General features: G+C 63.1%; 16 protein-coding genes and 1 pseudogene. 2 read left to right on the top strand and 15 right to left on the bottom strand.

Features of this window, described 5'->3' with window-relative positions; translation table 11 throughout:
* Positions 1-72: 72 nt before the first annotated feature.
* From V5E97_RS04095 to V5E97_RS04075, 5 genes and pseudogenes are all read right to left on the bottom strand, one after another.
* Positions 73-420 carry a hypothetical protein gene (locus V5E97_RS04095; protein WP_406698013.1) on the bottom strand — a complete coding sequence of 116 codons (348 nt, stop codon included), beginning with the start codon at positions 418-420 and terminating at the stop codon, positions 73-75.
* 1 nt (position 421) lies between these two features.
* A complete protein-coding gene (locus V5E97_RS04090; RefSeq protein WP_406698012.1) occupies positions 422-805 on the bottom strand; it encodes a VOC family protein in 384 nt (127 codons plus the stop codon).
* 12 nt (positions 806-817) lie between these two features.
* The gene (locus tag V5E97_RS04085; RefSeq protein WP_406698011.1) at positions 818-1,573 is read right to left on the bottom strand and encodes a GNAT family N-acetyltransferase; all 756 of its coding nucleotides are present in this window, start codon (positions 1,571-1,573) and stop codon (positions 818-820) included.
* Positions 1,574-1,606: 33 nt separating this feature from the next.
* Positions 1,607-1,687 (bottom strand): annotated as a pseudogene (locus tag V5E97_RS04080) (VOC family protein); the annotation flags it as partial.
* Positions 1,688-1,923: 236 nt separating this feature from the next.
* Positions 1,924-2,736: a HEAT repeat domain-containing protein gene (locus tag V5E97_RS04075; RefSeq protein WP_406698010.1), complete on the bottom strand. Its 813-nt coding sequence runs from the start codon at positions 2,734-2,736 to the stop codon at positions 1,924-1,926.
* A 611-nt stretch (positions 2,737-3,347) separates the two neighbouring features.
* On the opposite strand from V5E97_RS04075, the gene V5E97_RS04070 reads away from it, so the two are divergent.
* Positions 3,348-4,391 (top strand): Kelch repeat-containing protein, encoded by a 1,044-nt coding sequence (locus V5E97_RS04070; protein ID WP_406698009.1) that lies wholly within the window; start codon positions 3,348-3,350, stop codon positions 4,389-4,391.
* Positions 4,392-4,439: 48 nt separating this feature from the next.
* On the top strand, positions 4,440-6,356 hold the full coding sequence (locus V5E97_RS04065; RefSeq protein WP_406698008.1) for a carboxypeptidase regulatory-like domain-containing protein: 1,917 nt from the start codon (positions 4,440-4,442) through the stop codon (positions 6,354-6,356).
* Positions 6,357-6,669: 313 nt separating this feature from the next.
* Here V5E97_RS04065 and V5E97_RS04060 read toward each other — a convergent pair whose 3' ends face one another.
* The 10 genes from V5E97_RS04060 to V5E97_RS04015 all read right to left on the bottom strand — a co-directional run bounded on the left by V5E97_RS04060 (position 6,670) and on the right by V5E97_RS04015 (position 22,618).
* Positions 6,670-6,876, bottom strand: coding sequence for a hypothetical protein (locus V5E97_RS04060; RefSeq protein ID WP_406698007.1), 207 nt, complete (start codon positions 6,874-6,876; stop codon positions 6,670-6,672).
* Complete coding sequence (locus V5E97_RS04055; RefSeq protein WP_406698006.1) at positions 6,867-7,211, bottom strand: transposase; 345 nt, start codon at positions 7,209-7,211, stop codon at positions 6,867-6,869. The genes V5E97_RS04060 and V5E97_RS04055 overlap by 10 nt, the downstream gene beginning before the upstream one ends.
* The gene (locus tag V5E97_RS04050) at positions 7,192-7,926 is read right to left on the bottom strand and encodes a DUF4272 domain-containing protein (protein WP_406698005.1); all 735 of its coding nucleotides are present in this window, start codon (positions 7,924-7,926) and stop codon (positions 7,192-7,194) included. The genes V5E97_RS04055 and V5E97_RS04050 overlap by 20 nt, the downstream gene beginning before the upstream one ends.
* Positions 7,927-8,304: 378 nt before the next feature.
* A complete protein-coding gene (locus V5E97_RS04045) occupies positions 8,305-9,912 on the bottom strand; it encodes a response regulator (protein WP_406698004.1) in 1,608 nt (535 codons plus the stop codon).
* Complete coding sequence (locus V5E97_RS04040; protein WP_406698003.1) at positions 9,909-10,487, bottom strand: chemotaxis protein CheB; 579 nt, start codon at positions 10,485-10,487, stop codon at positions 9,909-9,911. The genes V5E97_RS04045 and V5E97_RS04040 overlap by 4 nt, the downstream gene beginning before the upstream one ends.
* On the bottom strand, positions 10,484-11,311 hold the full coding sequence (locus tag V5E97_RS04035) for a CheR family methyltransferase (protein ID WP_406698002.1): 828 nt from the start codon (positions 11,309-11,311) through the stop codon (positions 10,484-10,486). The genes V5E97_RS04040 and V5E97_RS04035 overlap by 4 nt, the downstream gene beginning before the upstream one ends.
* Positions 11,312-11,332: 21 nt before the next feature.
* Positions 11,333-14,809: a response regulator gene (locus V5E97_RS04030; RefSeq protein WP_406698001.1), complete on the bottom strand. Its 3,477-nt coding sequence runs from the start codon at positions 14,807-14,809 to the stop codon at positions 11,333-11,335.
* A 572-nt stretch (positions 14,810-15,381) separates the two neighbouring features.
* Positions 15,382-15,480, bottom strand: coding sequence for a hypothetical protein (locus V5E97_RS04025; RefSeq protein WP_406698000.1), 99 nt, complete (start codon positions 15,478-15,480; stop codon positions 15,382-15,384).
* Positions 15,481-16,439: 959 nt separating this feature from the next.
* Complete coding sequence (locus V5E97_RS04020) at positions 16,440-21,995, bottom strand: DEAD/DEAH box helicase (RefSeq protein ID WP_406697999.1); 5,556 nt, start codon at positions 21,993-21,995, stop codon at positions 16,440-16,442.
* Between the two features lie 2 nt (positions 21,996-21,997).
* Positions 21,998-22,618, bottom strand: a complete 621-nt coding sequence (locus V5E97_RS04015; protein WP_406697998.1) for a hypothetical protein — start codon at positions 22,616-22,618, stop codon at positions 21,998-22,000.
* Between the last annotated feature and the right edge of the window lie 100 nt (positions 22,619-22,718).

Raw genomic sequence — 22,718 nt, 5'->3', positions numbered from 1 at the left:
AAACTTACAGAGAAAACTTAATACCGAGTATATGTTGCTGTCTCGTTTTTGTTTCCGTCTAGTCAGCCGATGCTATCCCATGATCACGAAGGGCTCGCCCGCCTCGGCGGCCTCTTTGAGGCCGGCCAGCAGGCTCTCCCACTGGTCGCCCAACACCTGCTCTCGATTCTGCTCGAAGGCCATGAGCTCCTCGAGGCGAGCGGCCGCGCCTCGTGCCTCCTCCGGGGTCAGCTCGCCGCCCGCGTCGTTTCGCCACAAGAGTGGGGCGATCGGGTCGGCAACCGTCTCCCACGGCGTGTGGCCGCCGAAGTGCCGCATGTCGTCCAGGCGAACGCACACCATCGTTGCTAACGTCCGGCGGAAGGAGTGGAACGACCCATGGCCGAAATGGGCGTCACCGTGCGAGAAGTCGACGCCCATCTTAGCTTTCCCTCACAAGAGGGTGGGTAAAGCAGAAGCAGACGCCGTAGGGCTCCTTCGCGAAGAAGACGCGGTACGGCTTGCCGTCATATTCCTGCTCGTCGATGATCCCTGGCCCAATCTCCTTGGCTTCGTACTCGCGATGAAGGGCGTCGACGTTGCCCACGGAGAACCAGCAGCTCGCCTGCTCGGGGTCCTGGCCGTTGACTGCCAGGCCGATCTCGACGTCATCCCGCCTGAGCCTGGCCGTCGTCTTGTCCTTCGAGACCAGCGAAAAGCCGAGGCATTGCGTGTAATAGCCGACCGCCGGGCCGATCTCCCTGACCGGCAGTGCGTTCGTGTCGGTGTCGCCGATGGGACCGGTTGCTTTGAAGAACAGTGCCATCGCCATGCCTCCTCAGTCGGGTTTGAGCACGCCGGTCAGCATTCGGGCGCAGGGCAGCATACCAGCTTTCTGGAGCGTCGCCCGCGAGGCTGCGTTTGCCACGTTGCAGCGGGCCGCCGGGACTTTGCCCATCTCGTACCCCACCCGCTTCAGCTCCTGGATCAGGTAGCTGCTGTACCCGCGTCGGCGGAGCGGCTCGGCCGTCGCCATGTAGATGTCACCATAAGGGATGTTGTAGTGGAAGAGCAGCCCCCCGGTCGCGGCGACGGCGCCGTCGATCTCGATGAGCCAGTGGGAGTCTGCGTCAAGCCCCTGTCTCGTGATTGGCTCCTTGTCCGCCTCGGTGACCTCCCTGAAGATCGCCCCAGGGATGGAGAGGCTCGTGGTGATCGCGTCGTGGAAGAGCACGACGTTGGACTCGATCCCCGAGGCGCAGTCGTACAGCATGAGCGTGGCGAAGAGGTCGTTCGACTGCACCTCGATCAACCTGGCCCGGCTGGCCTCCACGAACCGGCGGAACAGCGGCAGTGCCCGGCCGCGATGCGCGGGAAGGACGTAGAACTCCGTGACCGTCTCCCGAGGCTGGTCCCTGATGCCGCCGACGAGCCCGTAGCCGACGATGCGGCCGTCCAGCCGCAGCAGGTAGGAGTCGGTCCAGCCCCGCCCGTGCCAGGAATCGTGGATGATCTGGCAGTCCATCTCCTTCCGGTAGAGGTCCCGGAGGGCCAGGGTCTCTTCTCGCGGTCCGGGCGAAACGTCGATCGACATCGGCACCTCCTTCACACCCGGCAATAAACGCCTTCAGCCTTCGCCCCGCAGCGCGGCCTCGATCGCGGCGATGTCGATCTTCCTCATCGTCATCATGGCCTCCATCGCTCGCTTGGGGAAGGAAAAAGGGGGCCATAGCGATTTTAGGCCTGCTCTTTCCGGGGACGCCCCCGGGGACGCAAGCACGACTCCAGTCAGAGCCGGATCGCCGTCTCGCGGGTCCATGATCCCCCACCATACGGTCGGCCCCGGGATATCGTGTGCCGCAACCGTTCGAGGTCGCCGGCGGAGAGGGGTTCGTTGACCTGCTCCAGCTACTCCTCGTCCCGGACCGGCCCCTCCCCCTTGTCTCAAGGGCTCGCTGCCAGTCCCAGCCTGTCCATCGTCGAGGCCGCCCACTGGCGGACGGAGGCATCCTGATTCTGGAGCCCGCGCCGCAACGCATATTTCACGACCTCCGGGCCGCCGTGATCGACCAGGATCTTTAAAGCGGCATCCCGGCGACCAGGGTCGGGATCGGTGATGAATTTAGCGAAGACGGGCATCAGGACCTGCGTCTTACCTCCGATCCGGCCCATGAGCAATTTCGCACGGCATAAGTGAACGGTCCCCTCGGGTTCCGCCAGCGCGGCGATAAGGACAGGAACGATCACCCTGAACTCTCCGAGCCCGACCAAGGCTTCGGCCGCCATTAGGCGCACTTCCATCGCGCTATCGTCGAGGGCGCGAATCAAGGCCGCTATGACTTCGGGATTCGGCTTCCCGCCGCTGGCCGCCTCGATCACACCGAGAGCACCTAGTGCCGATGCCCTCGCCCCGCGATCCTTGTCGTTGACGAGCTTGAGAAGATACGGAATCGCTCCTCTGGCATTAGCACCATGCCCTGTCAGCCCTGCCGCGGCGGATTCGCGGACGCGCGGGCTGGGATCGCCAAGCGTGCGGATCAGAGTCGAGACCGCCCGCTCTGTCTCCCAGGGCGGAATCCCGTAGCCGAGGCCGATGGCGGCCTCGCGGCGGAGATAAGCGGGAGTTTCCGGTCCCAGCCGGGCTGAGAGGCGATTGAGCGGGCTCCAGACCCAGGCGCCCGCCCAGAGCAGTACGGCGTTCAAGGCGACTAGGGCCAGTAGGGTTCGGAGATGGAGCCTGGGCGCTTTCAAGGGCATGGGGCGCCTCCGCAAATCCCGAAGGAAGGGATTGGAGGATTGTGGCAAGTGTCGGACGGCTGGTCAATCTTAAGGCCATTCGTGCTGACTGCGTCGAGTCGGCACGGGTTCTTTACCGGCCCCAGTCTGACTCGCTGTTCTTGGGAAATGCTATGGTTTTTAAGAATTGTGATTATTGATTTTTGGATGCGTTAGCTGGTGCTTGTGATTTGATTGGAACGCGATAATGTCTGCATGCCAGTCGGTAAAGGACAATAAACAAGCTGCGTCCTCGTTTCATCGCCCTGGCCATTCCAGGCGGCCCAGAAGTGGATGGCGACGGCGGGGTGTTGCCCCGCGAGGACCATCGATCGATGGTCCTCACACGTGGGGAGCGCGGCATCGTCGTATTCTCCAGGGAATCGGGTGTTCGGCTTAGACGCGCCCGCCCCCCTTGCGGAGGCATTGAGACGCACCAGCCCCGTATTTTCCGGCGTTCCCCACGATTGGTCGTGGCAAAATCGCGGAAAGCATAGTAGCTATGATAGGAGTGGGGAACTTTGATCCTCGGTGTTTTCCGGACGATCAGGGCGGAAAGCCGGCGGGTGAGGCCGACGAAAATGAAGTCGAGAATGATCGCGACGACCTGGATGTCCTCCGTCGTTGTGCTGGCGCTCTGCCAGTGCACCGCCGCGCAAACGCCCCCCAGCGGCTCGAGCGGCGCCGCGGTCAAGCGCGGGCCTGACTGGGTGCGCGTGACCGAAGCCGCGCCCTGGCAGGCTCGAGACTCGCAGGGCGAATTCGTCCATGACGGGCACCTCTGGATCCTGGGGGGCTGGATGTCCGCGAAAACGCCCAATCTACTGGATGTGTGGAAGTCGTCGGACGGGAAAGATTGGGTTCGCACCCTGGAGGCCGGACCATGGGTACAGACTGACCTGTCGGTTTCGCTCGAATTCCAGGGCAAAATGTGGCTCATGGGCGGTCGGAAAGTGCCGGGCACCGAGTGCAGCAACAAGGTCTGGTCGTCCGCCGACGGGGTGGATTGGACGTTGGTCACCCCCAACGCCGGTTGGAGCCCGCGACTCGGTCCGGCGTTCGCCGTGTTCAAGAACAGGATGTGGGTGCTCGGCGGCACCAAGGACTTCTACCAGAACGACGACGAGACGATGTTCAATGACGTCTGGTCGTCGACGGACGGCAAGGACTGGAAGCAGGAAGCGACGAACGCTGGCTGGTCCAAGCGGGCGAATGTCCAGGCGATCGCGTTCGACAACAAGCTTTGGGTCATGGGCGGCGGGGCTCGCAACCCGCGGGCCGTCCCCACCAATGACGTCTGGTGCTCGGAAGATGGCGCGAACTGGAGGCAGGTTACCAAGGCCGCGCCGTGGAAGCCGCGGCTCTGGTTCTCGACGGTCGTTTACCGCGACCGAATGTGGGTCCTCGGCGGCTGGTCGGAGGCCGACGGCAACTTCGGCGACGTCTGGTACTCGAAAGACGGCCGGACCTGGACGGAGTTGAAGTCCGACCTGATCTGGACCAAGCGTCACGAACATTCCGCCTTCGTGTTTCAGGACAAAATCTGGGTGGCCGGCGGTGCCTCCGAACCCTCGTACAAACTCAACAGCGAGGTGTGGAGCCTGGAGATCCCTCGAAACGCGTTGGGGGATCAGTAATGATGAATGGGTTATCGATACATTCGTGATCTTTGTCGGGAGCACGTTATGAGACATTCATCCTGTTGCTTCGCGAAGCCACGGACGCTACTGGCTGTCTGTCTGGCTACATCGACAGTCATGATCGTCTCTGCCCATGCTTCAGCCCCCTCATCTATGGGAACCCTCTCTGGCAAAGTCGTCGACCCGGACGGCAAACCGGTTGCCGGTGCTCGGATCTGGGTGGATACCCACGATCGGAAGAAGGACTCAATAAAGAAGTTGGTCGAGGCTCGCACAGACGCCGAAGGGCGGTTCCGACTCGGCCCAATCGAGCCGGTCTATCGGTTGCATCTTGCCTCCCCACCTCGAATCGAGACCGATGGTTTCGTGGGCCCGCGCATTACATCGGGGACCCTCACAATCTTCCCTGACCGCGACTTGGACCTCGGGACGATCCAGGTCGACCGTGGCCGCATCTTCACGGGCCAGGTTCTGGATGTTGACGGCAAACCGCGCCCCGGGGCGGAAGTGACGGTGGGGAGCATGTGCCACTCCCAAGGGCATGCCTCCGGTGGGTCATTGGCTTCCGCACGCCTGACGACCGACGCCGAAGGCCGCTTCCATACGCCACCTCTGCCTGTCGGCCATCTCATCCTGGGGGTCGGATTCCCGGACCGCCAATCCACGAATCGTTCAGGACGAGGGATTCCACCGGGTGGAGCGGAGGATCTGGGGACAATCCGTTTGGAGCCGGACGTACCGGTCGTCATTGTCGCGAAGGATGAAGATGGGCGGCCGATCTCGGGGGTTGAAATCTCCCACCCCCTTGCAACGACCGATGCCGAGGGGAAAGCCACTCTCCGCGGCTTCGGAGCAAACTTCCAATTTCAGCTTCAAGCCCGCAAGGCGGGTTATACGTTCATCAAATGGGGTGTGAGAAAGACGGAGCAGGGCATCTACTGGCACGAGGTCGGGCGAAAAGGGCCGGAGTCTGGTCCCTTCAACGAACTGCTCGTGATCTTGAAGAGGGCCGGCTGGATTGAGGGCCAGGCGGTCGATGCCGACACGGGTGAGCCCGTTCGCCTGGAGAGGGTGGTTGTGTGCAACTTCGAGCGCAAGCCTAGCGGTGAGGTTGTCCTGCGAGGCTGCCGGAGCGACTTCGAGCAGACCGAGCCCGGCCGGTTCCGCGCCTCGTTCCCTGGCCCCAACGAGTATCACCTGACCTTCTCCGCCGCGGGATACCACGATGCTGAGGCGTATACGCCCAGGGTCACCGAACTGACGACGATCGGGGGGATCGTCGCCCGCATGAAGAAGAAGACCGAGGGCTCGGCCCCTCAGGTCGCAAAGCAGACGATCACTGGCATGGTGACGCGCAACGGCAAGTCGGTTCGCTCCGGCTGGGCGGCACTGTGGGCCCTGAGGCGATCCGCGAACGCGCCCAACTCCCCAGTCATGCGCCAGCGCACGGCCGTAAGCGAGCCGGTCGTCTATGCCAGTTCCCCGATCCGCGACGGGTCATTCCAACTCGACGTACCGTTCCAGAGCGAGGCGTGGTACGTCGTCGCTGAGGAGCCAGGCTATCCGCTCACGCAGGTTGGCCCGATCCCGGTCGCCCTGAACCAGAAGAAGTTACTCGATATCACGTGCACGGAGGGGGCCCGTATCAGCGGCCGGGTCACGGGCGTGCCTCCCGGCTGGGAAGGACATCTCTGGATCGTCGCTTTCAGCAAGACCGCCGTCCGGGAAGAGACCCGCGCCGCCCGGGATGGAACGTTCTCTCTCCCCCCGTTGCCCCCCGGTGAGTACGGCCTTAAAGTTGGCCACGATGCATACGACGATGCCGAGGTGTATCCCGGATCGCTCGTGAGAGATCATCCCGAGTCGTTCAAAGAAACGGCCGACCCGTGGAAGCGCGCGAAGAGGGTGCGGATCGAGGCAGGCCGCGACGTCACGGGAGTAGAGGTCGAGATGCCGCAATAGGGGACCTCTTCGACGGATACTGAGATCGACTTCTGGACGACCTGGTGCAGCACCAGATCCACCCGGGAAAGGAGAAAGGGGGACATAGCGAGTTGAGGCCTTCTCCTCCAGGGGACGCCCGCGGGGACGCAAGCACGACTCCAGTCCGAGCCGGATCGCCGTCTCGCGGGTTCATGATTTCCCACCATAAGGTCGGCCCCGGGATGCCGAGTGCCGCAACCGTTCGAGTTCGGCGACGGAGAGTGGTTCGTTGACCCGCTCCAGCCACCCCTCGTCCCGGACCGGCACCTCGCCCTTCCACAACTACCGATCGCTACGCTGCCAACCGGGGAGACTCGACCACTTCCAGTTCTCGACGCGCAATCAGCTCGGCACGCAACGCGTTGCGTTCGACATAGCGGAGCACGGTGACGAGATGGCCGTCGTCCTGGACGGGGAAGGCTTTGAATCGCCCCTGCCAGACATGGCCTGTGGTGACGTAGTGGCGATGATAACGGAGGGCGGGCGCCGTCAGCAGCATTGCATCCAACGGCCGAGGTCGCCATCGCTCTGGGGCCTCACGAGGAGGTGGAAATCGTTGGGCCTCAGACAATAGCCGAGCAAGTCCACCAGCACGCGGCTCCCTGCGTCGTTCATCGCCTGGACGAAGGCGTCGTAATCGCCGGGCTTGTGGAAGACGGCTTCGCGGCGGTTGCCCCGACTCAGGACGTGATACCAGAGGCCAGCGACGGAGGCACGAGCGGTTCGCGGCATGCCACCACGATAATCGCCGTGGCGTCTGCTCAATAAATCGCTATGGTCCCCCCCCCCCTTTTTCGTTTCTGGCCTCGCCTTACTATGTCGGTGTATCCACATGATCCCAATCCTTCGGGGCCAGGAAGTTGACCAGCCAGTTCAGGGCGTAGTGCCGTTGCTCAACGACACCAACCGCCGCACTGAGCATAGTAGAGATGTACTCACTTTGTCCGGACCAATCCAGGTCTTCGGGGATCATCGCGCCCTGATTCAGATATGCGTCTCGAATCGCCCAGTGAATCCGCATGGTCAAGTCCTGGGCATCGAGTATCTCGGATTTCTGGCGAAGGCGGGCTGAACTAATGAACGCGGGATCATTCTCGCGAGCAATCATCAATGCGGCCAATTTCGGTACATCGCACATCCCTCCGGGCCAGCCCAATTCGTCGATCTCGCCTAACGCCCACATGAGGGCCCAGATACTCTCCAATCGCCAGACAAGGCTTCGGCATTCGTCAGGATCCGGATTCTCGCTTTGCAGAAACGCCCTCTCGCTCGGGCTGACACTATCCCAAAGGTCGAGTGACTCGATCAACTCGATCGCCACGGCCTGGGGGGCTCCTTCCGCCCTTAGCTCGACGGCCCATAACACGAGCACTCGCCGGGCGACTTCACTCGCCGGTTGGAGACGTACCTCATTGTCGTCAGCGACGAATAGCGGTCCCGAGTACACAGGCACAGCCCGAAGTCGGAGTACGTCAAATGATCGCGAAGCACGCTCCGCTTGACGGGGACGAGCGTGTTGCCATGTGTCTGGATCTGGGTAGGCGGACATCAGAATCGTCTCCGATCGACTTGAGTGTATCTATGTAAAATTTGCATCCACACCGGATGAGCCGAAAAGTGAGAGGCCGGCGAAGTAGTGGAGGGTAGGAAATGTTGTTTTGGTTAAATCAACAAATGATCATGTAACAAAGTATACGAGTGAGAATAGGAGCGATTAGTTTTACTGTGCCCGTTTTGGGACGTCGGCCACGAGCCAGGCGGGGTTCCGGTGACCTATCTCGTGGCCTCCTCACGGCGGGCGGCGTGTCACGATCGATGAAAGTGGCGCCGCCAACGAGAGGCAAAGGGCTTCGAAGCGATCCTGAAGAGAGCGACCTGGGGGGAAGTGGAATTTGATGGGGCGAGTGAGATGAGAGTCCTTTCTACATCACTTTCCCCCGGAGAGGATCAGCACCAGTGCGTCGTAGTCAAGTGGCTTGATGAGGTGATGGTTAAAGCCCGCTTCGCGTGAGCGTCTGCGGTCCTCCTCCTGGCCGTATCCGGAGATGGCGACGATGACCGTTTTCTGGCAGCACTCGAGTTCGCGGAGTCTTGCGGCGACCTGGTAACCGTCGAGACCCGGTAGGCCGATATCCATCAGGATGAAGTCCGGGAGGAAGCGGTCGACGATCGCTAACGCTTCCTTGCCGTCGTGGGCGATCTGCACGTCGTGTCCCATGAGCGTCAGGAGACGACTGAACCCAAGGACGGTATCAACGTGATCATCAACGACAAGGATGCGATGCTTTGCCGTCACCGCGGCTTGGTCCTGAACTTCGGCACGCTGATCGCCGCGGTCCACGATGGGAATGCTCTTTGCCAGGGGAAGACGCACGGTGAACGTGCTCCCCTGACCGGTCCCCTGGCTCTCGGCCACGATGCTGCCCCCGTGCATCTCGACGAGGCGACGGACCAGCGTCAGCCCGATGCCCAGGCCCCCCTCGGAGCGCGCCATGGAGTGGTCGCCTTGGACGAAGAGATCGAACATGCTCGCGAGCTGCTCGGGCGGGATGCCGACGCCCGTGTCCTTGACCCTGATCAGCAATTCGCCCCCCGCTACCGTGGTGGAGAGTCGGATGGAGGCCTTGTCCTCGGAGTACTTGGCGGCGTTGCTGAGGAGATTCGCCACGACCTGCTCCAGCCTGGTCGGGTCCACCTCCACCTGCGCGTCCCCGTGGCCGTACTCAACCGAGAGCTCGTGCTCGCGGGCTCGAATGAGCGAAGTGACGGAGTGGACGGCATGTTCGATGACCGGCTTGACGTCGAGAACCCGGGTCTTGAGCTGGATCTTGCCGCGAGTAATCCGAGAAATGTCCATGAGGTCGTCGATGAGCCGGGAGAGGTTTCTGACCTGCCCCACGATGACCTGGGTCGCCCATTCGTGGTGTTCCTGGCTCGCTGTCTTTTTCGAAACCTGCACGGCGTTGCCGATGGCGGCGAGCGGGTTACGGAGCTCGTGAGCCAGCATGGCGAGGAACTCGTCCTTGCGCCGGTCGGCCTCTTCGAGCGCTTTGGAAGTGCGTCTGCTTTCGTTCAAGAGCTTCAGATTTTCCTCGGTCGCCGCCTTGAGCTCGTCCCGCTGTCGGGCGACCTCGCGGCGCTGGCGATACAGCTCGAAGAAAACGTCCGCCTTGCTTCTGAGCACGTGAGGCTCAAGGGGTTTGTGAAGAAAGTCGACGGCCCCTGCCTCGTACCCGCGGAACCGCCGTTGCCAATCGGCGTTGCCGGCGGTGAGGAAGATGATCGGCACCCGTCGAGTTCGCTCGGTGCCTCGCATCAACTCGGCCAGCTCGAATCCGTCCATCACGGGCATCTGGACGTCGATGAACGCAAGCGCGACTTCGTACTTGAGGAGCAATTCGAGCGCTTCCGGCCCGGAACGGGCCTTGAGCAACACCACTTCGTCGCTGCGCAGCACACCATCGAGCGCCAGGAGATTATCCTCGAGGTCATCGACGAGCAGAAAATAGACGGGGTCGGTTGGCGTTGCGTTCATTCGTGATTCGTAACCTCTTGCAGGTATGTAGCGATCTCCTCAAGGCTTACGGAACGCGCTTCGGGGCAGGCGTCGAGTGCGGCCTGAGGCATTATGGAGGCGTATGCGAGGTCGGGACGCTGAACCAGAGCGGTGCCACCCGCCGCGTGAACCGCCCGAAGGCCCCGTGCCCCGTCGTCGTTGGCCCCGGTCAGGATGATGCCCAGGAGCCCGGCGCCGTAGGCGTCGACGGCGGTCTCGAACAGCACGTCAATGGATGGCCGGCAGTAGTGAACGGGCTCCTCACTCGAGAGCGATAGCCGTCTGTCCGGCTCGACGAGCAGGTGGTAGTCGGGGGGAGCAAAGTAGGCCGTGGCACCCCGGATCGGCTCCTTGTCGTCGGCCTCCCGCACGTCCAGCCGGCATTTTGCCCGGAAGAGATCGACCATGATGCTCTTTTTATCGGCGGGGAGGTGAACCACCACCATCAACGGTAACGGATAATCGCGTGGCAAAGCGGGGAGGATGACGGAAAGGGCGTCGACGGCCCCGGCCGACGCCCCGATGACGACCGCTTCAATGCGCGGGCCGTTCATAAGACGCCTCGTTTTTGGTAGATCCGCTCGTCGCGAGAGAACTCGGTAAACGTGTCGACATGTCGGGAGAACCGGAGGTTTTCCTTGGCACCCAACCCGAGGAACCCTTTTCTCGGGAGGGAATCGCTGAACAGGCCGATGGCCCGGTCCTGCAGCTCGCGTTCGAAGTAGATGAGCACGTTTCGGCAGGAAACGAGCTGCACCTCGGCAAACACCGCGTCGGTGGCCAGGCTGTGGTCGGAGAAGACGATTCGTTGGCGGAGGCTCTTATCGAAAATGGCCGCCCCATAACCCGCGGTATAGTAGTCCGACAACGAGGACTTGCCGCCCGACCGCCGGTGGTTTTCGGTGAATAACGGGATCCGATCCAGCCCGTACATCGCGGACTCGGCTTTCTTGAGCGCCACGGGATTGATGTCGGTGCCGTAGAAGAGCGTCCGGCTCTCAAGACCCTCTTCCCGGAACAGAATCGCCAGTGAGTAGACCTCCTCGCCCGCGCCGCACCCCGCCACCCAGATCTTGAGCGACGGATAGGTTCTCAAATGGGGGACGACCTGTTCCCGAATCATCCGGAAATAGGCTGGATCTCGGAACAGTTCGCTCACCTGCACGGTGAGGTAGGAGAGTAGCGCCGGCAGGACGTTCGGGTCGTGGAGCGTCTGGTCCTGGAGCTGGGAGAACGTGCGACAGCCGAACCGCTCCCTGGCCTGCGTGAGTCTTCGCTTGATGGAGGCCATGGAATAGCCTCGGAAGTCATAGTGATACTTCCGGAAGATGGCCTCAAGCAGGAGCTTGAGCTCGATGTTCTCGGTCTTGTCGGGCACGGTCCGGCTCCTTCCTGCTCGTTACCTGGGCATCCACACTCTGACCAGCGAGAGGAGCTTTTCGACGTCGAGGGGTTTGGCCATGTAATCGGTAGCACCTGCCTCGAGGCAGCGTGCCTGGTCATCCTTCATCGCCTTGGCCGTCAGCATGATGACGGGCAGCTTCTTCCATTCGAGCCGTTTGCGGATTTCGCGGGTGGCGATCAGGCCATCCATCTCAGGCATCATCACGTCCATGAGCACCAGGTCGATCTTCTTCTGAGGATCGTTGAGGGAACTTTCCAGGCTCGCGATCGCCTCACGGCCGTTCCTGGCGATTTGCACGACCACCCCCCGGGGCTCAAAAATGCTCGTGAGCGCGAAGACGTTGCGCACGTCGTCCTCGACCACCAGAATCCGGCGGCCCTCGAGTGCCGCGTCCCGGCTTCGGGCCCGCTCGAGCATCCGCTGCTGCTCGGGCGGCAACTCCGACACGACCTGGTGGAGGAACAGCGTGACCTCGTCGAGCAGCCGCTCGGGCGACTTCGCCCCTTTGATGATGATCGAATTCGAGTAGCGGCGGAGCCGCTGCTCTTCGTCGGCCGGGAGATCCCGGCCCGTATAGACGATCACCGGGGGAAACGCGTACGCTTCCTCGCGGCTGAGGGTTTCGAGGAGGGAGTAACCAGAGGCGTCGGGGAGCGACAGGTCAAGCACCATGCAGTCAAATGTGGATCCCTTGAGCTGTTCCAGGCACTCGGCGGCGGTCCCGGCCCCGACCGTTTCCACCTCGAGCGAGCCGAGAAGCCTTCTCATGCTATCGAGCTGGACCGGGTCATCCTCGACCACCAAAACGCGGCGCATCCGCTGGGCCAACCGTGTCTCGAGCCGCTTGAGGGCCTCCGCCAGTTCCTCCCGTTTGACGGGCTTGAGCATGTATCCCACCGCCCCGAGAGAGAGGGCCGTCTGGGCGTAGTCGCCGGCGGAGACGACGTGCACCGGGATGTGTCGCGTGCGCGCGTCGTGCTTGAGGCGGTCAAGGACCGAGAGCCCTGAATAGTCGGGGAGTCCGATGTCGAGCACCACGGCATTCGGCAGGTATTGCTCCGCCACCCCGAGCGCCTCCTCGGCGGTCGTGGCGATCAGGCACTGGAAGCCGAGCTCGTGCGCGAGGTCATAGAGAATGCGAGCGAACCGTACATCGTCCTCGACGGCCAGAATGACTCGGCGGCCGTCGGTCAGCCGCTCACGGTCATCTTCGATTTCTCGGGTTCGCGATGGCGCCTGGTTCGCTTTGGCTCGTTTGCGCGGGATCACGGCAACAGGGTCTGGCGGGGATGCTTCTTGATCTCCGTTCGCCGGTTGCGGAATCGGGTCCGCGGGGATGTCGCGTGGTCGTACGAGTGCGGGGCTATACTGCTCGGGGATCGTCACTTTGAACGTGCTTCCGCGGCCCGATTCGGTCGCCAGCTGGATCTCGCCGCCGAGCAGTCGCGACAGCTCGCGGGCGATGGAGAGACCGAGCCCCGTCCCCCCGTATTTGCGGTTCGTCGTCCCGTCCGCCTGGCGGAAGGCCTCGAATACCACCTGGTGTTGGTGTTCGGGAATGCCGATGCCGGTATCAGTCACGGCGAATGAAATGCGGTTGTCGACCGCTCGGCTCACATTGAGCACCACTTCGCCTGCCTCGGTGAATTTCAAGGCGTTGGAGAGGATGTTCTTGAGGATTTGCTCGAGCCGTTGGCGGTCGGTATTGATGGTTTCCGGGCACGTCGGCGACACCTGGGTGTGAAACTCGAGGCCCTTCTGGGTGGCGACCGGCTCGAAGGTCCGGCGGAGGTCGTCCACGAGTTGCGACAATGGCACCGGCTCCGGCCGCACTTCCATGCGTCCCGCTTCGATCTTCGACAGGTCGAGGATATCGTTGATCAGGACGAGGAGATCATTGCCGGCCGACCGAATGGTCTCGGCGTACTTCACCTGCTCTTCCGACAGGTTCCCCTGCGGGTTGTCGGCGAGGAGTTTGGCGAGGATGAGCGAGGAATTCAGGGGGGTGCGGAGCTCGTGCGACATGTTGGCCAGGAAGTCGGACTTGTACTGGCTTGCCTGTTCCAGCCCTCGAGCCTGGAGCTGCAACGCTTCCTTGGTTCGCAGGAGGTCGTCCCGCTGCGACTCGAGAAGCGCGGTCTGCTCCTCGAGTTGAACGTTCGTTTGCTCGAGTTCGGCTTGCTGCTGCTCGAGGCGCGTTTGTGACTCCTTGAGCGCCCGCCCCTGCTCCTCAAGTTCTTCGTTCGAGACCCGGAGCTCTTCGCCCTGAGCTTGCAATTCCTCGGCCTGCCGTTGCGTCTCCTCCAGGAGGTTTTGCAGGTGGGTGCGGTAGTCGGCCGACTTGACGGCGACGCCGACGAACGCGGAAACGGTGTCGAGGAACTTGATCGTGAGATCATTGAGGGGATGGACGAAGCCGAGTTCGAGAACCCCTTTCACCGCGTCATCCGCAGTCAAGGGGGCGATGACGAGGTGCCGAGGCTTGCCGCGGCCGAGTGCCGAGCCGAAGGTCAGGTATCCGTCGGGAACGTTGCGGACGAGGAGGGCCCGGCCGTCCTTGACCGCTTGTCCGAGGAGGCCGTCGCTCGGCCCAAATCGTTCCGGCGTTCCGTCCAGGGCAGGCACGCCGTACGTGGCGACGCGACGAAAGCCGTCGTCGGTATTGGCAAAGAAGGCCCCGGCGGGGGCATCGAGATAATTCGCCAGGAATCGCAGTACGTTCTCGCCGAGCTGCTCGAGCCGTTGCTCGCCGGTCATCGCCTCGGAGAGTCCGATCTGCCCTGACTGGAGCCAATCCTGCCGTTGTCGGGTGATCATGGCTTGCCATAAGAGCGTGCCGACCGCGACCGAAAGCAGGGTCCCGAGAATCCCGGTCAGAATCCCGCCGCCGACGGCCACACGGTAGGCGTACTCCATCTCGGCGATCCGTGAAGCACGCTCCGCTCGTTCTTTCTCCTGCATTGACTGAATCAAGGTCCTGAGAGCGTCCATCGCGACTTTCCCGCTGTCAGTCCTCATCATGGCCTGGGCGGCGTCAAATCCGTCGACTCGGCGGATCTCGACGGTCCTTGCAAGCTCTCGCAGCTTGATGCCGATGTTGTCCTTCAACGCAGAGATGTGGGCCAGTTGGTCCGGTTTATCGTGGACCAGCCTCCCGAACTCACCCATCCGCTGATCGATGCGAGCGAGGGCATTGAAATAAGGTTCGAGATATTTCTCGTCGCCGGTGATCAAGTAGCCCCGTTGCCCGGTCTCCGCGTCCTTCATGAGCGAGAGGAGGTCGCCCAGGGCCGAAAGGACCTCGTGAGTATGGGTGACCTGCCGGGCGTCCTGGTTAAGGGTGCGGGTGTTAAAGTACGAGACGAGCCCGCTGATCACGAACACGAGCAGAACGGCGGCCACGCCAATGAAGAGACTGGTTCCGGAGCGGCGGCCGGGGGCGAGGGCGATTACGGGTTGCTTGTTGATCATCGGCGTCCTGAGGGCAGTATCAGATGGCCATGCGTTGAACTTCGTTCCGCGTGATGTTGCCGTGATCCGGGGATTCGATCCGGTCAGGTTTTGGCTTTCGCTCTCGCCCAGTTCCGATTTTCCTGCAAGTCAAGTTTGCGGATTCCATCGAGGCCATCGCGAAACCGATCGGATCGGCCGCGTACGCCGTTGCAGAAGGGCTTCTGCTTGGCCCTTCCTCACAGAGAACCGTTTGTACCCCAAATCGATGATTTTGGGAAAGACGCCTGTCGTGGCACCCGCGCCTTCCAAGGGGGGCGTTAGTGGAAACTCGACTGCCATGAGATTCTGGTCCTGCGGTATCCTGCTGGGGTTCGAGAGTGACTTATTATCCCAGCCTCTCCAGCCGCTTAACGAGTTGACGAGTTAGCCACTCCTGGGCGAAGACCGCCACGGAGCCTCCCCAGCATTCGACATAGGTCGGCTGTCGTTTCACTATGTAGTAGACGATGGTCAAGAGAGTATGGCCCAACTCCACGGTCGCTCGATTCTCGTCGCGCCGCCAGGTAGGTCGCCTTGGCGTGGCTCACGGCCTATGCTACTTGGGTAAACGTGTGTCGTAGCCAACGGTCCTCTTTGGTCGTCCGGCCATTTCGCCGTTTGCCGGCGCTCTGATCATTATCCAGGCTCATCCCTCCCCACTAAGCCAGGCGATCCGCCGTCGAGAATCGCTCTGGGGCCGTCCTGATCTCGGCGATGAGGCTCTCCGCCGTCCGGTGGTCCACTCCCCGGGTTCGTCGCCAAACGAACCTTCGTCGCGGCGAAAGGGGGGGATCACAGCCTCAACCCGTTCACAGGAAATCCCCATCGGATCTTCCTGGGAGTCCAGTTGGCTCATCAGCATCTGCAACGTAAAGCGGTGAGGCTTTTTGTGTTGCCCTTGCAACGCCATCTACATTGCGGGCAAATTCCGCCGCAACCGCCCGCGGGCCAGCTCAGCCAGTTCGTCCGAATCCTCTTGGCCAGCGATCAGGGCCTGGATTGCATGACCACTGCCACGCGCGGATCGGCTTCGGCGGTACGAAACCGCTCCGCATCAGGCCGTGCTGGAGCAACTGGGCAAACTACCGGCAGCCCTTGATGTCGGTCTTCGAAGATTGACACCGTCTGCCATTATCGTAAAATCGTTTGTGATGTTTAGATGTTGAATAATTGAAAAGTTTTGCGGCCCCAGTGCACGCCATGGGCACTCTTCATAGCAACCGGGGATATCTTTTAACTCTACGGCCTCAATCGGGAGAGTGAGCCCGCCGACACAACATCTCGCAAGATTACTCCGCGAAGAGGTTCATCACGTCGGACAACTCGGACGGTGATTCCGAAAACTCCAGGATGTAGGTATCATTGCGGGCAAACCCGGTCTTTGGATCGGTGATGTCGAGGCCACGCTCTAGGACGAAGAGCCGGCTCCCCCTGTTGTCTAGAAGAAAATGGATAAACCGCATATGAATAGGACTGTACTTTGGGTGCTTGCGGTGTAGCTCGAATCGGAGGAAAGGGTGCTGAGCGGCGAGGGCTTCAAGCCCGGCTTTCTGGCGATCGGGCCTGAGTTGTTCTCGCTTTCGGGGATCGTTGTCAGCGAGTTGCGTCGTTAGGTGGAGGGGATCGATTCGCCGGCAGGTTGCCAACGCACGGAGGCGAGGAATGCCCCGAAACCGTCCAACTGGTGGCTGGTGAGCAGGTAGGGATCCTGCATCCGGCATCGTTCGATGCGACCGGGCAACGCACCGAAGATTGCCAGAAGGTCGACCGGCTCGCCCTTGGCGATGGGGTGGACGCGACAGCCAGGATGGGAACGGAGAAGTTCCGCCGGGTTTAGGGGCCTCGAGTGCGCCGCGAACCATGCGTCGGAAGCATCGCGGGCCGTGGCTAGACGTGACCGGAATCGGTTCGACCAGAGCGGCATCCGGTGCGTCTGTCCGTCGAGTGGTGGATTGTCGAGCGACTCGCCCCAGCGCAGTCCGACCGAACGGGTGGAGGGCTCGCCCTCGGGCCCGAGGGCGAGAAGACTGTAGTCGGCGGACGGGGCGGAGGGATCGGCCAGGTAGAGTTCTACGCCCGCCTGGGTGAGCGCCACAAGGTGCGCGGCGATGCCGTCACGGCCTTCCTCTTGGCCGGGGTTGCGGACCGCAATCCGAACGCGGCTGCCCGCCCGCGACGCCGCGTGAAGCAGTTGGAGGTACCAGGGGCCGACCTCGGGAGGCCCAGTCGAGTCGAGGCGGTGGACGATGAGGTCCAGCCGTGTCGCGTTGCGGATGGCTGATCGGATGGCACTTGACCGGTCCGGCAGGAGGTAAGGCAGATCATCGTCCGAGTGAGTTGTCAGGCCGTCGAGCAGGGTACCCAGGTAGTCAGCGACCGGCCCCCGCGTGAGGGATTCGTGACAGAACTGGTTCCGGTAGCTGCGAAGGCAGGCGTAGCACGAAGCGGTCTCGCCGCAGGTGCAGTTCGTGACCCGGGCGCGAGCTGCCTCGAGCGCACGCCGGAGTTCGTCGGCTCCCTCCAGCCGGAGGCTGTGCCCGGCCCCGCCGGGAACGTCATCAAAGATGACCAGTTCCTGACCGATGTTCCCGCCCATCTCAATCGGGCGGATCACGCCGTTGATGTCGGCCGCGTCGATCCCGAGGGCCTCGGCCATTCCTCCCAGGACCGCGTAAAGTACGCTCAGCCAGAACGGCTGGTCAGTATACGGGTGGTTGGTGCCCGTTAATGAGAGCCGGGCCGCGGAGCTGATGAACTCGTGGCCGAGGTGGACTCGGTCGTACTGCTCGCCGGGACAATCCTTGCCGTAGGGCGTCCGGTGCGTCTTGACCCGCTCGCGGCGTTGCTTGCCTCGACCGACTGGCTCGACCTCGACTCGCCGGCCGCAGAGACGGCACAGACGGAAGCCCATGCCGTCGGGCTCGTCGCCGGAATTGAAGACGAAGAAGTCTGCACGCTCGGTCGACCTCACCTCGACGCGCAGCGGGCCGTCGCCGAGGTAGGCGCGGACCGGGTCGTCCTGCTGCTGTTGGGGCACGAACAACACCCGGGACGCAAGGATGCGCTGGGGACGGTCGAAGACGAGGCTTTCGCCCGCCGTGGTCAGGTCGGTGGTGAACCCGTACTCGGGGACGAGGTAGCGATACTTGCGTCGGACCGGACGGCCACCGTCGTGATGGCAGACCGGGCAGACGTCGTCCGGGAAGACCTGATTGGGGTCGAGGTGTCGCATCACGTGCCAGCACGTCGGGCAGCGGGCATACCACTTTTCCTCGAGAGGTTTCTGCCAGGGCTTGCGAATCCCGATGCTCCGCCATAGCCGGCCCTTCGCGACGATCGAGGCCCCGGGCACGTACTCCGTGAGGGCCAGTCGCAGGTCGCGTTCGAGCTTCAGGTCCCGATCCGGCGTTTCCAACGCCACGTTGTAGATGGGGAATGCATAGCTGGGAAGCACGCTCCGGTCGCTGTAGTAAGTAACCCAGTCCTTGTCCCGGAAAGCCTCGAGCCGCTGACGTAGCATTGCCCCGAAGTTGTAGAGCCGACGTGCCCGTTCGTGTTCCCCGGTCACTTCAGCGGTCTTGCGGTCCGTATCGAGCGCCTCGATGGCCTGGAGGTACATCGCCATTTCGTTGGCATAGTGCTCTCGAGCCCGGGCGAAGGCTTCGGTGATCCGAGCGGCCAGATCGCGCCGGCTTGATTCCGACGCACCCCATGGCCAGAGCAGCTCCACAGCCCGCGTGTTGCCGGCGAGGAGGTCCGCCATCTGATCGAGGAACGCGTCGGCTGGCACTTCCAAGGCCTGCGCCTCGGGCAAGATCTGACCGATCTTCTGGAGCACCTGGTCGCGGGACCGCGCCCAGTTGCGGACGAAGTCGGCGAGGAGCACGGCGCTAACATGTCGCAGGGCGAGCGTCTCATTGCGCAGCTCGATGCGAGGGGACCGGATTAGACCGTCGATCAGTTGGGGCGGGTTGGCGTAGTAGTGCTCGTCGTGCGACCGCGTCATCGCGAATGTGACCGAGAAGGCCGCGCTTCCGATACCCCGGCCGGCCCGACCGGCCCGCTGCTGGTAGTTGGCCGGTGAGGGCGGGACGTTGCGCAAGTAGACCGCCTCCAGGTCGCCCAGGTCGACACCTAACTCGAACGTCGTCGAACTGCTCAGCACGTTGATCTGGCCGACATCCGGAAAGTGCCCGTCTTGAAAGGCGACCTGGTATTCGGTGGCCAGCTTCGGCGACAGTTGTGCGGTATGTTCTTTGGCAACCAGGGGCAACGGGCCTTCGTCCGGCAGGTAGTACGCTCGCCGGTAGTGATGGTCCGCCAGCGCCAGGTCGGGACCGGCCTGTTCGAGCCGCCCGGTGCAGCGGAAACTCGGGCAGATTCCCAGGGCATTCAACGCCGACCATTGGCGGCAATGGTTGCAGACGTACCAATTCCCGCGGGGGCGAAAGGTCAGGGCCTCCCAACGAAGCTGGTGCCCAACGGTGCCCGGCGCGACCTGGACTCGAGCCAACACGGGCCGGGCCGAGGACGTCAGGGCCGTCCAGATTCGATCGAGCAGCGTGACCACTTCAGGGCCGGTTGGCGCCTTCACGCCCCGGGCCTTCGCCGCCTCCGCAAGGACACGCCCAAGGTAGGCGGAGCGGCGTTGAAGGTGGGGCGCCCGCTCGGGCCCAAAGCCGTGCAATCTGGACTTATTTATGCTCGTCTCGCTGCCGCGGGCGATGAAGGCGTCCGGCCCGGTCTGGTAACCGAAGGCCGGGTCGTTGGGAGTCAGTGGATCCGGCAACTCGACCGCCTTGACCTGGCGAAGTGTCGTTAGAAGCACCTCCGCGACTGTCTCTTGCTCCGCAATATCGAGCCAACGACCCAGCTCGCCCGGCGGGACCCAGGCACGCCGAAGATCAACGCCGCAGGCGATCAGCGCCAGGGCCTCGAGTGATTGCCGCCGGCCGAACGGCAGGCAGAATTCGGCCACCAAAGCGCGGGCACACCGTTCCTGCTGCTGTCCTCGGTTCATCGCAAGCGGGAAGACCCCCTGCTCATCGCCGATCCGAACCATCTGGGAGAGCAACGTATTTGCATCTACTTCGCCGTCCAGACGGCTCGCGGCGCGGTCGCACGCCCTATAGATCAGCCACCGCATGACCCGCTCATCGCTCGTGTTTTGCAGGTAGGGGGCGAAGTAGGCCGCCGACTGCCGAGAGTCGGCAAAGGCGAGCAACTTCCGTCCGCGGCCGGGATATTCCAGCGCCTCGGGTCGTGCCGGAGGGCTGCTCGCCTCGGGCAGGCAGCGATAGAAGGCGTCGGCGATAACCGCTTGTGCCGCCTCGGAGTCGGCCTGGAGGCGGGTGACCACCTGGCGGCCGCCGCAGGTGACGCAGGTCTTCAAGCTCCCCTGTTGAGAAACTTCCCAGAGGCGGACCTCATCGACTTGCAGCACGCCGTTGCCCAGATCGCGGTAGGCGCCCGTCCGCGTGTGGAAGGCACGGATCGGATACCGTGCCTCCTCTTCCTCTCCCTCTTCGCACTCGTCGTCAGAACGACGGTCGGGCCGAGTCCAGGTCAGCCAGAGGGCTTGCGGCGGATCGCCGAAGGGATCGGCCGCGGGGGCGAGGGTCATCCCCCCCTCGCCACTGTTAGCGACCCCGTACAAATAGGGCTGCCCGCATTTGCGGCAGACCCTCAACTCCAACGTCCGGAGGCCCTCATCCGTTTCGCGGGTCGGCTCGAGGAAGAGGAGCGGTTCGGCCCGATCGGCGCCGGGAACGAGCGCGACGTAGCCTCGGTTCAGGCCGCGGACGAAAAAGTGATAGCGGCAAGGCACGAGCCGGGCATCGCCGCCGGGAACCCGGGCGAGGCTGCTGACGCGGACCAATCCGCAGAGCTGACTGATGGCCACTTCATCGTGACGGCCAAGGACCTTCTGTGCCGCCGAAGGCAGGTCATGGGGGTCGTCGGCCGCCTCCCGGAGCCGGAGCGTCCGCACGTCGTGGCGGAAGGTTTCATAAAGCCCCTCTTCGACCGAGGACTGTCCGGCGAGCGCCGCTGCGTCGACCCGATCGGCCGGGAACCCGGCTTGTTTAAGCGTCTCGGACAGCTCCTCGTTCCAGGACGCCCCCGGTTGGCAAGCACGTTCAACGGCCGGATGGGTGTAGATCGACGGTTCCGGCTCGCAGCCCCCTTCGGCCGGCGCGTGCTGCTTCTCGGCGACGATCAGGTCGCCCGGGTCGTCCCCGGAGCCCTCCTCGAAGGGTACGTTGAACAAGGACCGGGCGAATTCGAGGACTTCCCTCCTCCGAACCGGGTCGGCCGCGCCAAGCGTGGCGCTGGTCGCGATACATTGGGGTGGGGTCTGTCCCTCGGCCTTGACCCGTGCGACCAGGCGGCGGAGCAGCATCGCCACCTCGCTCCCCTTCGTCCCGCCGTACGTGTGGGCCTCGTCGACCACCACGAACCGCCAGGGGCCGTGGAATAGCGGACTGTCGTCTGCCCGTAGCAACAAGTACTCCAGCATCGCGTAGTTGGTGATCAGCAGGTGGGGCGGGTTGTCACGGAAGCTCTCGCGCGAAACGACCTCATTGGCCGGGGCGTCCGGGTGCAGAGCGCGTCCCTCGCGCTCGGTACGTGGCGTGACCTGGATATTGATGTAGCGCCCAAATCGGACCGCCGGGATCTCGCGTAGGACCCGCCGCAGGGTCTTGAGCTGGTCGTTGACCAGGGCGTTCATTGGGTAGAGCAGCAGGGCGTGAATCCCTGGGCTCGGGTCTTCAAGGATCTTCGCGAGGATCGGAGTCAGGAAGGTAAGCGTCTTGCCGCTGCCCGTGCCGCTGGAGACGATCACGTTCCGCCCGGATCGGAGTCGCTCGATCGCGGCGACCTGGTGGCGGTAGAGCGGACGGTCCGGCGGCGAGAGCAAGGGGAGTGATCTCAATGCTTCGGGCAGGACGCCTCTCTGGATCAGTTCGAGGACGCTGGCGTCGCGCAGGTAAGGCGCCAGACCGTGCAAGTAGGGACCTCGGAAAAGACGAGCAGGTTCGGCCAGGGCTGCCGCGAAACGTTCGCATAAGTCGGCATGGTCGTCGGGAAACTGGAATGTCGTCCGCAGGTAACGGCAGAATGTCGATTCGATCTCGCGGGCGATCTGGATCGGGTTGATCGGCACGGCTATCTCTCCCCGCCGGGCCGCGCCAGCTCCGCGGCACCAACCAGCATGCCGATGGTCGCTTTCACGTGCGTCGGTAACTTCGGCCAACTCTTGATGATCAGCTCAAGATCCGCATCATCGGAGCCTTGCAGCGGTGGTCCTTCGCTGGCAACCACGGTTACCGCCGGGTTGACTTGGTGGATGGTGGCGACATCATGCCGGACGATCGGGCCCTCCGGAAGAGCGGCGGGGGCGATTACCGTCAGTATCGTTTCCGGGGAGGCTGAGCCGTTCCGGTGCGGTAACCCGTCGCCAATCGGATGCTCCACCGAGCTTTTGTCGTGGGCGGAAACGGCGGGAGGCAGCCCTGCCGGCGTGTCAGCGAGCCTCGGGGCCGGCTCGACTGCTGGCTTCGGGGGCGGCTCACCCAGTAGCTGCGCCAGTCGTTCCGAGAGCAAGTCGGGAGTGAGCCCGAACTCATCGCGAGCGAGCAAGGTACTGAGCCGGACTTCCCAAGAGACGGCACGAGAAGCCATTCCGCCATCCGCCGCCTGCCGGCTTGCCCATCGTGCCGCGATGAGCAGTTCCAGCGCATCCTCGAGCACAGGCCGCTCCTCCATCAGTCCGATGGCCTGGTCCATCTGAGCTGACAAGCCTCTTACTAAGGCCTCTTGGCGAGTAGCGTCCATCTCTACCCGTCGAGTGCCGAAGAGCGACCGTCGCTCATAATATTTTCGTTGA

Source organism: Singulisphaera photorubra (assembly GCF_045290345.1).
Lineage (GTDB): Bacteria > Planctomycetota > Planctomycetia > Isosphaerales > Isosphaeraceae > Singulisphaera.
Note: the sequence above shows the minus strand (reverse complement) of the source record. Positions and strands in the feature narration are given on the sequence as shown.